Consider the following 15,027-nt stretch of genomic DNA (forward strand, 5'->3'; position numbering starts at 1 on the left):
GCCGGAGGGGCGGCGGGGGCCGCTTCTGAATCCGTACGGGGCAGCCCTCCCCGGCACGCACCTCGATCCGTACCCGTACCCGTACCCGTACCCGCATCCGTACTCGCATCCGTACTCGACACTGAGGAGACAGCCATGACCAAGCAGACCGTGCTCGGCCGGGTCGCCCAGCTCGCGAAGGCGAACATCAACGCGCTGATCGACCAGGCCGAGGATCCGCAGAAGATGCTCGACCAGCTGATCCGTGACTACACGAACAACATCCGGGAGGCCGAGGAGGCGGTGGCCACCACCATCGGCAACCTGCGTCTGTTGGAGCAGGACCACGAGGAGGACGTGAAGGCCGCCACCGAGTGGGGCAGCAAGGCCCTCGCCGCCAGCAAGAGAGCCGACCAGCTGCAGGCGGACGGGAAGGCGGCGGAGGCCGACCGGTTCAACCGCCTCGCCAAGACGGCGCTGGAGCGGCAGCTGCGGTCCGAGCGGGAGGCGCAGGACACCGAGCCGCTGATCGGCACCCAGTCGGACATCGTCGAGAAGCTGAAGTCGGGGCTCGGCCAGATGAAGACGAAGCTGGGTGAACTCCAGTCGAAGCGGGACCAGTTGGTGGCCCGTTCGAAGACGGCGGCGGCGCAGAACCAGATGATGGACGCGGCCCGGAGCATCGACGTCCTGGACCCGACGGGCGACCTGAGCCGCTTCGAGGAGAAGATCCGCCGCGAGGAGGCGCGGGCCCTGGGCAGGCAGGAGCTGGCGGCATCGTCCCTGGACGCCCAGTTCGAGCAGTTGGACGCGCTGGGCGACACGGCGGAGGTCGAGGCCCGGTTGGCCGCGCTGAAGGAGACGGCTTAAGGGCCTGTCCGGCGGATCTTGCCGCGGTCGCGGGGTCTGGCACGCACGCCCCCAAGCTCTCGGCTTCGCTCGAGCAGGGGGGACCCCCACGGCGTTGTCGTCGGTTGCCATGGCTCCGCCATGTCGCCCTCCTCCGCCTTGCAGCTGCACGCACCAGACCCCGCTCAACTCGACCGGAAGGTGAGTGTCGCCCCGAGGCGGCCTGATCCGCCGGACAGGCCCTAGGCCGGGGCCCTCAGAACATGCTCAGCAACGCCTCCACCGAAGGTTCCGCCGTGGAGTCCCCGTCCGGGAGCGGGAGTTCGAACCAGACCGTCTTGCCGCGCGGGGTGCGGCGGGAGCCCCAGGCCGCGCTGAGCAGGCCGACGAGCTGGAGGCCGCGGCCGCCCTCGTCGGTGTCGCGGGCGCGGCGGCGGCGGGGCTGGACCAGGCCCGCGTCCCACACCTCGCAGACCAGGCTGCGGTCGAGCAGGAGGCGGAGCCTGATGTCGCCCTCGCCGTACCGCAGTGCGTTGGTGACCAGCTCGCTGACCAGCAACTCCGTGGTGTCGACCAGGGCTTCGAGGTCCCAGCTGAGCAGTTGGGCGCGGGCGTACTCACGGGCCCGGCCGACCGAGCGCGGCTCGCGCGGCAGCGTCCAGTCGCCCACCGCGTCGGTGGGCAGGCCCTGGACGCGGGCCATGAGCAGGGCGATGTCGTCCTCGCCGTGGTGGGTGTCGAGGGTGTTGAGGACGTGGTCGCAGACGTCCTCCAACGGGCGCACCGGGTCGGTGATCGCGTCCCGGAAGGCGTGCAGGCCCTCGTCGAGCGGGTGGTCGCGGGACTCGACCAGACCGTCGGTGTAGAGCGCGAGCAACGCACCCTCGGGGAGTTCGACCTCGACCTCCTCGAAGGGTTCGCCGCCGACGCCGAGCGGCATGCCGGGCGGCACGTCGAGCATGAGCGCCGCTTCGCCGGGCTCGACCAGGACGGGCGGGAGGTGGCCGGCGTTGGCGAACGTACAGCGCCGGGTGACCGGGTCGTAGACCGCGTACACGCAGGTCGCGAGGTACACCTCGGACGGGTCGATGTCGCGGCCCTGCAGTGCGCGCCGGGTGGACTGCGGGGACTGCGGGGGGCGCAGCGGGTTGCCCGCGGTGTTGCCGGGGTTGCCGAGGCCGCGGGCGACCTCGTCGAGGGCGGAGAGCACCTCGGCGGGTTCCAGGTCGAGCAGCGCCAACGTCCGTACGGCGGTGCGGAGTTCACCCATGGCGACGGCGGCGCGCAGGCCGCGGCCCATCACGTCACCGACGACGAGGGCGGTGCGGTGGCCGGGCAGTTCGATGACGTCGAACCAGTCGCCGCCGACCTCGGTGGCCGCGTTGCCGGGCAGGTAGCGGCAGGCGATGTCGAGGCCGGACGCCTCGGGGTCGCCGGGCGGGAGCAGGGAGCGCTGCAGGATCAGCGCGCGTTCGTGCTCCCTGCGGTAGAGCCGGGCGTTGTCGATACAGACGGCGGCGCGGGCGGCGAGTTCCACGGCGAGCGCGCGGTCGCGTTCACCGAAGGGCTCGCTGCCCTTGGCGCGGGAGAAGCGGGCCAGGCCGACGACCGTGTCGTGCGCGACCATCGGTACGGCGAGGGTGGACTGCACCAGGCTGCCGTCACCGCCGCCGTTCCTGATCGTGACCGGGCGGGCGGTGCGCAGGGCGTCCGCGCAGGGCGAGTTGAAGGAGTAGCGGTGCACGGCGCCGACGGTGACGGGCGGCGCCGCCCCGTCGGGGAGTGGCGCGTCCGAGACGGCGCTGGCGAAGGCGACGCGGCGCAGCTCGGCGGAGCCGTCGGCGGTCCGGACCGGCTGGGCGGTCTCGTCCCCGTCGAGGAGGCCCTGGTAGAGGTCGACGGAGGCGAGGTCGCAGAAGACGGGGACGGTGACGTCGAGCAGTTCGCGGGCCGTGGTCTCCAGGTCGAGGGAGTTGCCGATGCGGGCGCCGGCCTCGTTGAGGAGGGCGAGGTTGCGGCGGGCGTGGGCGGCCTCGCGGGCGGCGGCGTGCCGCCGGGTGACATCGGTGCCGATTCCGGCGATGCCTATGGGGCGGCCGCTGCCGCTGTGTACGCGGTACAGGTTGATGGCCCAGTGTCTGCGGTCGCTGGATCCGGGGGCGGGGCCCACTATCTGCATGTCCGTCACGGAGTCGCCGGTCTCCAGGACGCGGCGCAGCGCGGCCTGCATCCGGTCGGCCTCCTGCCGGGGCAGGTAGTCGTGCACGGTGCGGCCGCGGTGCTCGTCCGCGCCGCCGCCGAAGACGGAGGCGAAACGGCGGTTGGCGCGCTGCACCTTCAGGTCCGTGTCGAACAGCAGGAAGCCGAACGGCGATTGTCCGAAAATGGCCTCGGAGGCGGCGAGGTCGGTCTCGATCCTGCGCAGCGCCCGTACGTCGACGACGATGCAGACCGCGGCCTGCTCGCCGTGCTCGGTCTCGGTGGGCATCACGTAGACCTCAGCGATGCCGTCCATCGACCCGTCCGCGGCCATCCGGAAGGGGACGACGCCCGTCCACTCGCGGCCGTCGAGGATCTCCGCGACCTTGCGGTGTCCCAGGTCACGCAGCTCGTCGGGGACGAACGCCTCGATCGGGTCCTTGCCCACGGCGTCCTCGGCGGTGACGCCGAACAGCTGCTCGGCGCGGAGCGACCACTGGTCGATCAGTCCGTCCGGGCCGATGGAGAAGGAGGCGACCTTGACATAGTCGTAGATCGAACCGGGCGGGCTCGACTGCCACATGATGCCGCCCGGCACATTCTCGCCGTTCCGCTCGGGCGTCCGCGCCCTGGCTGGTATCTCGCTCAACGCGACCGTCCCCTCCAGCTCACCGCCACCGACCAGGCCCGTCGGACGGCTTGCCCGCAGTATCCAGCACTACGGCCGCACGCAACACCGCGTTCACATCTCCTGTCCGTCCCGACGCGTTTCGGCCGTGCCCGACAGGGCGGGCGATCGGCCGGCCGGTCGGCGGTTCCAGGAGATCGGCTCTCCCTCACTTTCTAACCAGGCAGGGCCAGCTCGAACCACACGGTCTTGCCCGTCCTGCCTTGTCGAGTACCCCACCGACGCGCGGAACAGGCCACCAACTGCAGACCGCGACCGCCTTCGTCATCGGGTTCGGCGGTGCGTTCGCGGGGCGGATCCGGAAGCGGATCGGACACCTCCACGATGAGCGGACCCGTGCCGTCCACGGGGCGCACGAGCCGTACGCCGATGGGTCCTGTGGCGTGCCGCAGCGAGTTGGTGACCAGTTCGCTGACGAGCAGGACGGTCACGTCGCCGAGTTCGTCGAGGTCCCACGCCTCCAGCTGTTTGCGGACCTTCGAGCGGGCGGTGCGTACGGCTCCGGGGTCCGCGGGGAAATGCCACTCGGCGTGCTCGGCCCAGTCGGCGCAGTCGCCTTCGGTGTCGATCACGCCGATCACTTCCAATGCACCAGGACCGGGACCAGGGCCAGAACCAGGGCAACAGAACGAGGACCCGTCCGGTTTCGTGGGGTTAATCACCCCATACCCGATATCAAGGAGCGCCTACCGCACACGCGGGCGCACTGTGGCACGAACGGCGTAGGTGGTACGCGCCGACCGCCCCCGCCCGCGCTCCCCCGCGCTGACCGGACACCGCCTCGCCTCGGGGGGGGCTCGGGGGGGCTCCGTACCGGACGCCGTCTCAGGAACCCTCGTGGTGGCGGGCCGCCGCTGCCACCGCCGGGCGGTCGTGCTCCAGCCAGTCCACGTCCCACAGCTCGTCCGGCGCCAGCCAGCGCAGTGCGTCGTGGTCCTCGAGGGGGCGCACGTCGTCCGGGCCCGCGGAGATCAACTCGGCGGCCCAGACGCGCAGCACGTATCCGGGGCGGCCGAGCGGCCACTCGCCGGGGATGCGCTCGAGGAGCTTCGCCTCCGCGCCCAGTTCCTCGCGCAGTTCGCGTACGAGGGCCTGCTCGGGGCGTTCGCCCGGTTCGACCTTGCCGCCGGGCAGTTCCCAGCGTCCGGCGAGTTCGGCGGGGGCGCTGCGCCGGGCGGCGAGCATGCGCCCCTGTGCGTACAGGGCGGCGCCCACGACCAGAATGCGATCCGTCATGCGCCGGAGCCTATGTGCCGCTCGGCGCCGGGCGCGGTCACTGGGTCTTCTGCCCGAGCCGCTCCACCCAGTAGAGCTGCTTATGGCCTCGGGACTCCAGGGAGTCGGCGATCCGCTGGGCCTCGTTCCTGGTGGCGTACCTGCCGACGCGGTAGCGGTTGCCGTTGTCGTCCTGGCGTATGACCTGCCAGGGGAACATCGTGCCGCTGTCGTTCATCGCGCTCCTCCCCCGGCCGTCGGCTGTCGCCGTGTCCCGTTCGCTGACGAAACCTCATTACGCATATGCCCGAGCGTACGCCCGGACTTCACGGAGCGGATACGGAATTACACAAAGAGGTACGCAATCGGCCATGTACAGACCAGCGCTGAGGGGGCGCACCCCGTGGGTGCGCCCCCTCGTCCGTCGTGCCCTCGCGGGCCCGGGTTCAGTCGCTCCGTACCGTCGGCAGCGGCATCAGGACGGGCTCGGCGGAGCCGGTGCGGCAGGCGTCGCCGCAGCTCGCGTCGAGGGAGCAGCAGAGCGAGCAGACCGGTCCCGAGCGGACCGGGCAGTCGGCGATGTCGGGCAGCTCGTACGCGGTCGCGCAGTCGGCGCAGGTGTGGGTGGCGGTGATGTCGTCGACCTCGACGTGCGGACCGTTGACCGGATTCGGGCGGGCCAGGTAGTAGCGCCCCTTGGTGGCCCAGGCGATCAACGGGCAGAGGGTCAGGGCGAGTCCGGCCGCGATAAAGGTCGAGAAGGCCTGCGCGTACGCCCCGAAGGCACCGAAGAAGGCGAGGATCGAGACGACCGAGGCGATCACCATGGAGCCGAATCCCGCGGGGTTCACGGCGTACAGATAGGCGCGCTTGAACTCGATGTACGGCGGGCTCCAGCCGAGGCGCTTGTTGATGACCAGGTCGGCGGCGACGGCGGTGATCCAGGCGATGCCCACGTTGGAGTAGAAGCCCAGGAGGGTGTTGAGGGCCGCGAACATGTTCATCTCCATCAGCGTCAGCGCGATGGCGAGGTTGAGGAAGATGTACCAGACCCGGCCGGGGTGCTTGTGCGTCACGCGGGAGAAGAAATTCGACCAGGACAGCGAACCGCTGTACGCGTTGGTCACGTTGATCTTGATCTGGGAGACCACCACGAACAGCGCGGCGGCGGGCAGCGCCACCGAGCCGAGCCAGGGCTTGAGCGCCTCGATCTGCGGGGCGATGGGTTCGAGGGCGTGGGTCTTGCCGACCGCTTCGAGCGCGACGAAGGCGAGGAAGGCGCCGCCGAGCTGCTTGGCCGCGCCGATCACCACCCAGCCGGGCCCGGCGGCGAGAACGGCCAGATTCCAACGGCGCTTGTTCTTCTCGGTCTTGGCGGGCATGAAGCGCAGATAGTCGGCCTGTTCGCCGATCTGCGCGATGAGGGAGAGCGCCACTCCCGTACCGAGTCCGAAGCCGATCCACGAGAAGCCCGAGCCGGCACCCTCGGTGCCGCCGAAGGACGTGAACGCGCCCCAGGCGTCCGGCGCCTCGAAGGCCAGGACCAGGAAGGGCAGGACGAGCCCGATCAGCCAGATCGGCTGGGTCCAGGCCTGCACCTTGGCGAGTGCGCCCATGCCCTTGAAGACGATCGGGATGACGATGAGCGTCGTCACCAAGTAGCCGATCTCCAGGGGCAGTCCGACGGCCTGGTGCATGGCCTGCGCCATGATCGAGCCTTCGAGTGCGAAGAAGATGAAGGTGAACGAGGCGTAGATCAGCGAGGTCAGCGTCGAGCCGAAGTAGCCGAAGCCCGCGCCGCGGGTCACCAGGTCCATGTCCAGGCCGTACTTGGCGCAGGCGCGGGCGATCGGGATGCCGGTGAGGAAGATGAGCGTGGCCGCGGTCAGGATCGAGGCGAGCCCGCTGGTGAAGCCGTACGTGAAGACGATGGACGCGCCGATCGCGAAGTCCGCGAGGTAGGCGATCCCGCCGAGCGCGGTGCCCGCGACCGTCGACGGCGACCAGCGCCGGAAGGAGTGCGGCGCGTAGCGCAGCGAGTAGTCCTCGCGGCTCTCGTCGGCGGCGAGCTTGGCGTAACTGCGCGCGGGCGGGGGCGCGGTGCTCTCGGCGCCCCCGGCGCCCTCGGTGTCCTCGGTGGGGGTGGTGGCCGTGTCCGTCATGGCGGTGCGGACCTCCTGCTCCTGCTCTGCGACCGGGTGCGGGTACGGAGAAGGAAGCTAGGAGCGGGACATGACGATCCGTCGCGGCGCGGCGTTGCCCCGAAGTTACGTACGCGGGCGGGGAGTTAACTCGCGGTCACGCGCGGCGGACGCCCCGCACCGGCTATCGGTCGGCGGGGCGTCCGGGCCGGGTCATTTCACCGGCAGGTGGTATGCGATGCGGTACCGGTCGGCGGGCACCACCACGTCGGCGGTCTCCACCGGGCGTCCGGAGGCGAAGTAGGTGCGCTCGATGGCGAGCACCGCGTGGCCCGGCACCCCGCCGAGCGCGAGGAGTTCCTCGGCGAGACCGGGGCGGGCGCCGACCTCCTCCGCGACGTTGTCCACGATCACGTCGATGGCGGCCATCCGCTCGACCACGCCGCAGCCGCCGAGCGGGCCCTCCTCGGGCAGCATCACCGGGGTGCGCCCGGTGATCGCGAGGGGCTCCCAGGAGGTGGAGAGCATCATGGCCTCGCCGGCGTCCCGGAAGACGTACTTGGTGCGCATCACCCGGTCCTCGGGTTTGATCGCGAGCCGCTCGGCGATCTCAGGACCCGCCTCGACCTGCTCGCTGCGCGACTCCCAGGTGCCGCGCGCCCCCGACTCGGCCTGCTCCTGACGGAACGGGGTGGAGCCGGTGGTGCGGTACCCGGAACGAGAGATGCGGCGCGGCACCGGCCGCTCGCGGACATAGGTGCCGGAGCCGGAGCGGCCCTCGACCAGGCCCTCGGCCATCAGGACCTTGCGGGCTTCGAGGGCGACGGTGTCCGAGACGCCGTACTCCTCCCGGATCCGCGCCTGCGACGGCAGCCGGGTGTGCGGCGGAAGTCCGCCGTTGACGATCTGCTTGCGCAGATCGTCGGCGACACGCAAGTACGCCGGCTGCTCACCGATTGTCACGAGCCACTCCCATCAGGTTGACAGACAGCAACAGCCTGGCAACCGTGGGTTGTATGCCGCAACCTAAGGCCACGCAATCACTCGATGTGATGACTTGCCTTTACGTGGGGGTGTCTGCCCGGTAAGGCGATCAAGAAAACGGAGCCTCAGACTTCGGCGCCGCGGCCGGGGTCGCCCTCCAGCTCGCCGGTGGAGCCCTCACCCGTACCGCCGCCGGAGCCGCCCGTCGTACCACCGGAACCCGCGCCGCCGGAACCTGAGCCACCGGTCGCACCGCCGTCACTGCCGCCCGTGGTCGCGCCGCCGTCGGTCGTCCCGCCGTCCGCGCCGCCGCCCGTGGCGTCCCGTACCGAGCCGGTGAGCTTGCCGCCGTTCTCGTCGCCGACCAGGCACGTCACCGTGCGGTCGCCCAGGGACCAGCTCTGCGAGGTCGGGTAGAAGAAGTAGTCGTAGACGTTGTCGGGGACGGCCGTCAGGTCACCGAAGTAGCCCTCGGCGAAGGTGCCGCAGCGGTCCTCGGCGAGCTCCGCGATCCGGCTCTCGCCGGGGTACGAGCCGTCGTCCAGGCGGAAGTTGCCGTAGGCCTCGCCGTCGTGCGGCTGCGCGCAGTCCACCACGTCGACGTCGGTGGTCTCGCCCTCCAGCTTGCCGGTGGGTGAGTCGAAGCACTCCCCCGCGGCCAGCGAGAACGTCGAGCCGTTCTCCCTCGACTCCTCGGCCGCGTCCTGGAATCCGCCCCAGAAACGCGCCGTCCAGCCCAGCGAGAGGGCGAGCACGAGGAATGCCGTACCGATCGCGGAGAGCGTGACGCCGGCGATGGCCATGCCCTTGCCGCGCTGCCCGTTCTTCTTGATCTGCGACAGCGCGACGAGCCCGAGGATCAGGCCGAGCGGCGGCAGGAGGCAGAGGATGCCGAGCACCATCGAGGTGATCGCGAGCCCGTTGGTCGAGGGCGGCGGCTGCGGGGCGTAGGGCATGGGCTGCTGCCAGCCGTACGCGGGCGGCTGCCCCGGAGGGCCGTAGGGCGCCTGACCGTACGGTGGCGGCTGCGGTCCCTGGGGCGGCGGAGGTATGGCCACGGGTACGGTGCTCCTGGTCGAGGTCCGGCGAACAGATGCGCGAATCGTACGTCGCCGGCGGGGCGTTACGGGGGGTCGGCATGGTGACGGTGAACCGGGCGACGGCGCGGGCGGTGAACGCGCTCACGGCGCGGTGGGCGCGGACGGTGCCCGGCGCGGACGGGACGGTGTTCGCGACGCCGGGTGTGTGGCCGCTGCTCGGGCTGCTCGCGGAGGGCGCGGACGCCGCCGTACGGGGCGAGTTGACCGAGGCGCTCGGGCTGCCGCGGGACAGGGCGGCGCGCGCGGCGCGTGGACTGCTCGCCGCGCTCGACGCGACGGACGGCGTGGACGCGGCCGTCGGCCTGTGGACCCGGCGCGAACTCCCGCTCGACGAGGGCTGGTTGGCGAAACTCCCGGCCGGTACGCACGGTCTGCTCAGCGGTGACCTGGACGCGGACGCGGCGGCGCTCGACCGGTGGGCACGGGAGCGGACGGACGGCCTGATCCGTTCCCTGCCGCTCGAACTCGCCCCGGCGACCTGGCTCGTGCTCGCCAGTGCGCTGGTGGTGCGGACGGAGTGGGAGCGGCCGTTCCGGGACGAGCGCCTTGTGCCGGGCGCCGGTCCCTGGCAGGGCCGGAAGCGCGCACTCGCCGGGCTCGTCCGCCACGACACCGCCCTCGACGACATCGGCCTCGCCCGCACCCCGGACGGCGACCTCACCGAGGTGAAGGTGCGCGGCGGCAACGGCATCGACGTCCATCTGCTGCTCGGCGACCCGTCCCTGGCCGCCGGGGAGGTGCTCGGCGCGGGGGTCGGCCTGCTCGACGGCACGTACCCGGTCGAGCCGGGCAGCGCTCTCGCGCTCGGCACCACGGGTCCCGGCCTCGCCGTCACCGAGACGCGCACGCTCGAACCCAGGCCGCCACACGTCGAGTTGACGGTCCCGCGCTTCACCGTCACGGCCGAGCACGATCTCCTCGACGCGGCCGCGCTGTTCGGGCTCGGCACGGCGACGGACGGTTCGGACCGGCACTTCCCCGGGGTCGGCTCCGGGCCGCTGCGGCTGTGTTCGGCGCGGCAGTCGGCCACGGCGAGCTTCGCCGCGACGGGCTTCGAGGCCGCAGCCGTGACCGCGCTCGGCATCGAGTGGATGGGCCTGCCGCCCGAGCCGGAGCACACCAGCACGGTCGTGCGCGCCGTCCTCGACCGCCCCTTCGGTTTCCTCGCCGTGCACCGCGCGACGCGCCTCGTCCTCGCCGCCGGCTGGGTCGTGGAACCCGAGCCGTACGACGAGGACGAGCCGCCGGACTTCACTCCGTGACGTTCAGGAGCGTGTGCCTTACTGCTTACTGCGTGACGTTCAGGAGCACGTTCGGGGAGCCCGAACCCGGGCTGCCGACCACGCCCGTGCTGCCCGCCGCGACCAGCGCGTCCCGTACCTGGGCCGGGGTGGCCGAGGCGTTGCCCGCCAGGTAGACGGCCGCGGCGCCCGCGACGTGCGGGGCCGCCATCGACGTACCGGAGATGGTGTTCGTCGCCTTGTCGGTGTTCTTCCAGGCGGATGTGATCGACGAGCCCGGCGCGAAGATGTCGAGCACGTTGCCGAAGTTGGAGTAGCTCGCCTTGGCGTCCGTGTTGGTGGTCGCGCCGACGGTGATGCCCTCGGTGACACGGGCGGGCGAGCGGGTCGAGGCGTCGGTGGACTCGTTGCCCGCCGCCAGCGAGTAAGTCACCCCGGACGCAATGGAGTTGCGGACCGCCGTGTCCAGCGTGGCGTCCGCGCCGCCACCGAGGCTCATGTTGGCCACGGCCGGCTTGACCGCGTTCTTCGTCACCCAGTCGATGCCCGCGACGACACCCGCCGTCGTGCCCGAGCCCTGGTTGTTCAGGACACGCACGCCGACGATCTTCGCCTTCTTCGCGACGCCGTACGTGGTACCGGCGACGGTGCCCGCCACGTGCGTGCCGTGGCCGTTGCCGTCCTGCGCGGTGTTGTCGTTGTCGACCGCGTCGAAGCCGTCGGACGCGCGCCCGCCGAAGTCCTGGTGGGTCTTACGGACGCCGGTGTCAATGATGTACGCGGTGACACCCTCGCCCGCCGAGTCGGGGTACGTGTACTTCTGGTCGAGCGGCAGGGCCTTCTGGTCGACGCGGTCCAGGCCCCAGGACGGCGGGTTGGTCTGCGTGGCGTCGATCGTGACGGTCCGGTTCTGGGACACGGAGGCCACGGCCGGGTCGGCCGCGAGCCGCTCCGCCTCGGCCTCGGTCGCCTCGACCGCGTAGCCGTTGAGGGCAGCCGTGTACGTACGCTCGATCCTCGCGCCGTACTCCTTCGCCAGGCTCTTGCCCTGGGCCGAACTCGACTTCGCCGCACTCTTCTTGAGCGTGACGATGTAGCTGTCCGCGATGGTGCCGGGGGCGCCGGCGTTGTCTATCGCGCCCTGTCTGGGCTCCTGCTCCGGGGCCGCGCCCGCCGGTATCGCGGAGGCGAGGCCGAGGGTGAGTGCCGCCGCGACGGTGGTGCCGATCCCTGCGTACTTTCGCGTGCGTTGACGCACAACTGCCATCTGAGGGGTCCTCCTCATCGATGGTGCACTGGTGGGGGAATCGCGCGACAGCGGCCATGCCGATTTCGGGGGGACATCGCTGCTGTCATTGAAAGATTGACCGACACAGAGGATTCCCGACAAGACTCGTGCGCAGACGTAACACGGCTGCCATGCGCAACACATGACACACCCTCAAACTCCTTGGTTTCAGGGCTGATTGAAAACCGGACGGCCGCAAGAGACACGGATGGCCCCGGAGCCACACCCACGAACAGGCGTGATTCCGGGGCCACTTCAGACACCTGCGAGCAGTGCGACTAGAACTGCAGCGACCAGGAGTCGATCTTCCCGGTGTCGTACGCGGCGTTGTCGCTGACCCGGAGCTTCCAGGTGCCGCCCGCCGTCTCCGCCGAGGCGTTCACCGTGTACGTGGTGTTGATGTTGTCGGCGCTGCCACCGGTGCCGTAGTCCTTGAGGGTGTACGCGGTGCCGTCCGGGGCGATCAGCTGGACGCGCAGGTCACCGATGTAGGTGTGCGTGATGTTCACGCCCACCTGGAGGGCCGCCGGGGCGTTGCCCGCGACGCCGGTGACGGCGAGCGGGGAGTCGACCGTGGCGTTGTCGGCGATCGGGTAGTCCGTGGCGTTCTCGAACCGCTGGCCGGGCGGCGTGGTGTCGCCCGAGCCGACGTTCAGGAGCCGGTTGGGCGAGCCGGTGCCGGGGCTGGTGACGACCCCGGTGCTGGCCGCGGCGACCAGCGCGTCCCGCACCTGGGCGGGCGTCGCGCCGGGCGTGCCCGAGAGGTGCAGCGCGGCCGCGCCCGCGACGTGCGGCGCCGCCATCGACGTACCGGAGATCGTGTTGGTGGCGCTGTCCCCGGTGTTCCAGGACGAGGTGATCGAGGAACCCGGCGCGAAGATGTCCAGAACGCTGCCGTAGTTGGAGTAACTCGCCTTGGCGTCCGTGTTGGTCGTGGCGCCGACGGTGATGCCCTCGGCCACCCGTGCGGGCGAACGCGTCGAGGCGTCGGTGGTCTCGTTGCCCGCCGCGAGCGAGTAAGTCACCCCGGAGGCAATGGAGTTACGCACCGCCGTGTCGAGTGCCGAGTCCGCGCCGCCGCCGAGGCTCATGTTGGCCACGGCCGGCTTCACCGCGTTCTTGGTGACCCAGTCGATGCCCGCGACCACACCCGCCGTCGTACCCGAACCCTGGTCGTCGAGCACCCGGACCCCGACGACCTTGGCCTTCTTCGCGACGCCGTACGCGGTTCCGGCGACGGTGCCCGCGACATGGGTGCCGTGACCGTTGCCGTCCTGCGCGGTGTTGTCGTTGTCGACCGCGTCGAAGCCGTACGAGGCACGGCCGCCGAAGTCGCTGTGGCTGATCCGGACCCCGGTGTCGATGATGTACGCCGTGACGCCCTCACCGGCCTTGTCCGGATAGGTGTAACTCTGGTTCAGCGGAAGGGACTTCTGGTCGATCCGGTCCAGGCCCCAGGACGGCGGGCTCGGCTGTGTGGCGTCGACGGTGAAAGTGCGGTTCTGCACCACCGAGGCCACGGCCGGGTCGGCGGCAAGACGCTCGGCCTCGCCCTTCGTGGCCTGCACCGCGTAGCCGTTGAGGGCGGCCGTGTACGTACGCTCGACCTTCGCGCCGTACCTCTTCGCCAGGCCCTTCCCGTCGGCCGAGGCCGCCTTCAGGGCCCCCTTCTCCAGGGTCACGATGTAGCTGTCCGCGATCACGCCGGGCGCACCGGCGTTCTCGATCGTGCCCACTCGGGCGTCCGCCGCTCCCGCCTGGGGTGCGACGACGACGCCGAGCGCGAGGGCCGTGACGGCGAGCCCTGTCGTCCTGGCGAATCTTCGCCGCGCGGTTCTCTTCACTGCCATCTGAGGGATCCTCCTCGTGGATGGTGCGCTGGTGGGGGGTCGTGCGAGCGTGCACGCCGAAGGCGCCGGGAGTACGGGATCGCGTGGAGCGGGAGGCGCCGGAACACGTGGAGCACACAGCTGGGTGGTGCGGACGTGCGGACGTGCGGGCGTACGGGGGCGTACACGCGGAACAGAAGGAACACGACGGGGGCCGCCGCCGAAGCGTTCGGGCCCGGTCGCCGTCCGAAAGATTGGCTGATCCATAGGAATCGCACAAGAGGCCGGTACAGACGTAACAGTGCTGCCATGAACCCGACATGACGACCAGTCAGCACATGACCCGCTTAAGCTCACTTCATGATGTCTTTGCCGGACTACGTCTGCCCCGTGGACGGCACCCGGGTGCGCGCGGGCTCCCTCACCTGGTGCTGCCCCGCCTGCCGGGGCCCCCTCGACCTGGACTTCCACCCGACGCCCACCGACCTCAAGTCCCTCACCGGACGCGTCAACTCACTCTGGCGGTACGCCGGTTCACTGCCCCTCGCGACACCCACGGTCAGCCTCGGCGAGGGCCGCACCCCGCTGGTCGAGCTCACCGGCACGGTCACGGCCAAACTGGACTTCCTGATGCCGACGCTCTCCTTCAAGGACCGCGGCGCCGTCCTCCTCGTCGAACTCGCCCGCCGCCTCGCCCCCGAGCGGGTCATCGTCGACAGCAGCGGCAACGCGGGCACGTCCGTCGCCGCGTACTGCGCGCGGGCCGGACTCGACTGCACGGTGTACGTACCGGCCGCCACCTCACCGAAGAAGCTGGAGCAGATCCGGGCGCACGGGGCGCGGGTCGAGGCGGTGCGCGGGGACCGCGAGGCGACGGCGGACGCGGCCCGCACGGCGGCGGACGCGCCGGGCACGTTCTACGCCTCGCACATCTACAACCCGTACTTCCTGCACGGCACGAAGACGTACGTCCTCGAACTCTGGGAGGACCTCGGCGGCCGCCTGCCCGACGTGCTCGTGGTACCCGTCGGCAACGGCACCCTGCTCCTCGGCGCGGCACTCGCCCTGCGCGAACTGCACTCCGCCGGACTGATCGGCAAGTTCCCCGCGCTGTACGGAGTGCAGGCCGCCGCGGTCGCGCCGCTCGCCACGGCCTGGTCGGCGGGCGCCGACGGACTGCCGGCCGAGCCGGGCCCCGTACACCCCACGTACGCCGAGGGCATCGCGATCCCGCGCCCGCCGCGAGCCCGCCAGATCCTCGCGGCGGTACGCGCCTTCGGCGGCGGCTTCCGCACGGTCCCGGACCCCGCCATCACCGCCGCCCGACGCGACCTGGCCCGCCGCGGCCTGTACGTCGAACCCACGGCGGCGGCGTGCTGGGCGGCGGTACGCAAGGAGGGTTTCGGGGAGCGGAGTGTGGCGGTGCCGTTGTGCGGGGCTGGGGCGAAGTCGGGGCTCGCCTAGAGCCTCTAAGGCCCCACCGCCCCCCTCAACACCTCCGCCACATGCAACGC

Annotated in this window: 11 protein-coding genes and 1 pseudogene; 3 read left to right on the forward strand and 9 right to left on the reverse strand. The window is 71.1% G+C overall.

Annotated elements, in window-relative coordinates:
- Nucleotides 1-135 precede the first annotated feature (135 nt).
- Nucleotides 136-849 carry a PspA/IM30 family protein gene (locus GUY60_RS21190; RefSeq protein ID WP_161700190.1) on the forward strand — a complete coding sequence of 238 codons (714 nt, stop codon included), beginning with the start codon at nt 136-138 and terminating at the stop codon, nt 847-849.
- A gap of 235 nt (nt 850-1,084) precedes the next feature.
- Here the strand turns inward: GUY60_RS21190 and GUY60_RS21195 are convergent, their stop codons facing one another.
- From GUY60_RS21195 to GUY60_RS21225, 7 genes are all read right to left on the reverse strand, one after another.
- Entirely contained in the window at nt 1,085-3,676 is a 2,592-nt protein-coding gene (locus GUY60_RS21195) for a SpoIIE family protein phosphatase (protein ID WP_246235395.1), read from the reverse strand.
- A gap of 194 nt (nt 3,677-3,870) precedes the next feature.
- The gene (locus GUY60_RS21200; protein ID WP_161700192.1) at nt 3,871-4,296 is read right to left on the reverse strand and encodes an ATP-binding protein; all 426 of its coding nucleotides are present in this window, start codon (nt 4,294-4,296) and stop codon (nt 3,871-3,873) included.
- Between the two features lie 244 nt (nt 4,297-4,540).
- Nucleotides 4,541-4,951, reverse strand: a complete 411-nt coding sequence (locus GUY60_RS21205) for a (deoxy)nucleoside triphosphate pyrophosphohydrolase (RefSeq protein WP_161700194.1) — start codon at nt 4,949-4,951, stop codon at nt 4,541-4,543.
- A 37-nt stretch (nt 4,952-4,988) separates the two neighbouring features.
- Nucleotides 4,989-5,168 carry an SPOR domain-containing protein gene (locus GUY60_RS21210; RefSeq protein ID WP_161700196.1) on the reverse strand — a complete coding sequence of 60 codons (180 nt, stop codon included), beginning with the start codon at nt 5,166-5,168 and terminating at the stop codon, nt 4,989-4,991.
- A gap of 208 nt (nt 5,169-5,376) precedes the next feature.
- Entirely contained in the window at nt 5,377-7,092 is a 1,716-nt protein-coding gene (locus GUY60_RS21215; RefSeq protein WP_161700198.1) for a purine-cytosine permease family protein, read from the reverse strand.
- A gap of 192 nt (nt 7,093-7,284) precedes the next feature.
- The gene (locus GUY60_RS21220) at nt 7,285-8,034 is read right to left on the reverse strand and encodes a GntR family transcriptional regulator (protein WP_161700200.1); all 750 of its coding nucleotides are present in this window, start codon (nt 8,032-8,034) and stop codon (nt 7,285-7,287) included.
- Between the two features lie 146 nt (nt 8,035-8,180).
- Complete coding sequence (locus GUY60_RS21225; protein ID WP_161700202.1) at nt 8,181-9,113, reverse strand: DUF4190 domain-containing protein; 933 nt, start codon at nt 9,111-9,113, stop codon at nt 8,181-8,183.
- A 35-nt stretch (nt 9,114-9,148) separates the two neighbouring features.
- Here GUY60_RS21225 and GUY60_RS21230 point away from each other — a divergent pair, with 35 nt between their 5' ends.
- Nucleotides 9,149-10,417, forward strand: a complete 1,269-nt coding sequence (locus GUY60_RS21230) for a serpin family protein (RefSeq protein ID WP_246235397.1) — start codon at nt 9,149-9,151, stop codon at nt 10,415-10,417.
- A 34-nt stretch (nt 10,418-10,451) separates the two neighbouring features.
- On the opposite strand, the pseudogene GUY60_RS21235 reads toward GUY60_RS21230, so the two are convergent.
- A pseudogene (locus GUY60_RS21235) lies at nt 10,452-11,663 on the reverse strand (S8 family peptidase); the annotation flags it as partial.
- Between the two features lie 299 nt (nt 11,664-11,962).
- Nucleotides 11,963-13,534 (reverse strand): S8 family peptidase, encoded by a 1,572-nt coding sequence (locus tag GUY60_RS21240; RefSeq protein WP_161700206.1) that lies wholly within the window; start codon nt 13,532-13,534, stop codon nt 11,963-11,965.
- A 339-nt stretch (nt 13,535-13,873) separates the two neighbouring features.
- Here GUY60_RS21240 and GUY60_RS21245 point away from each other — a divergent pair, with 339 nt between their 5' ends.
- The gene (locus GUY60_RS21245) at nt 13,874-14,977 is read left to right on the forward strand and encodes a threonine synthase (RefSeq protein WP_161700208.1); all 1,104 of its coding nucleotides are present in this window, start codon (nt 13,874-13,876) and stop codon (nt 14,975-14,977) included.
- The last annotated feature ends 50 nt before the right edge of the window (nt 14,978-15,027 follow it).

The sequence above is a fragment of the Streptomyces boluensis genome (assembly GCF_009908195.1).
Taxonomy (GTDB): Bacteria; Actinomycetota; Actinomycetes; order Streptomycetales; family Streptomycetaceae; genus Streptomyces; species Streptomyces boluensis.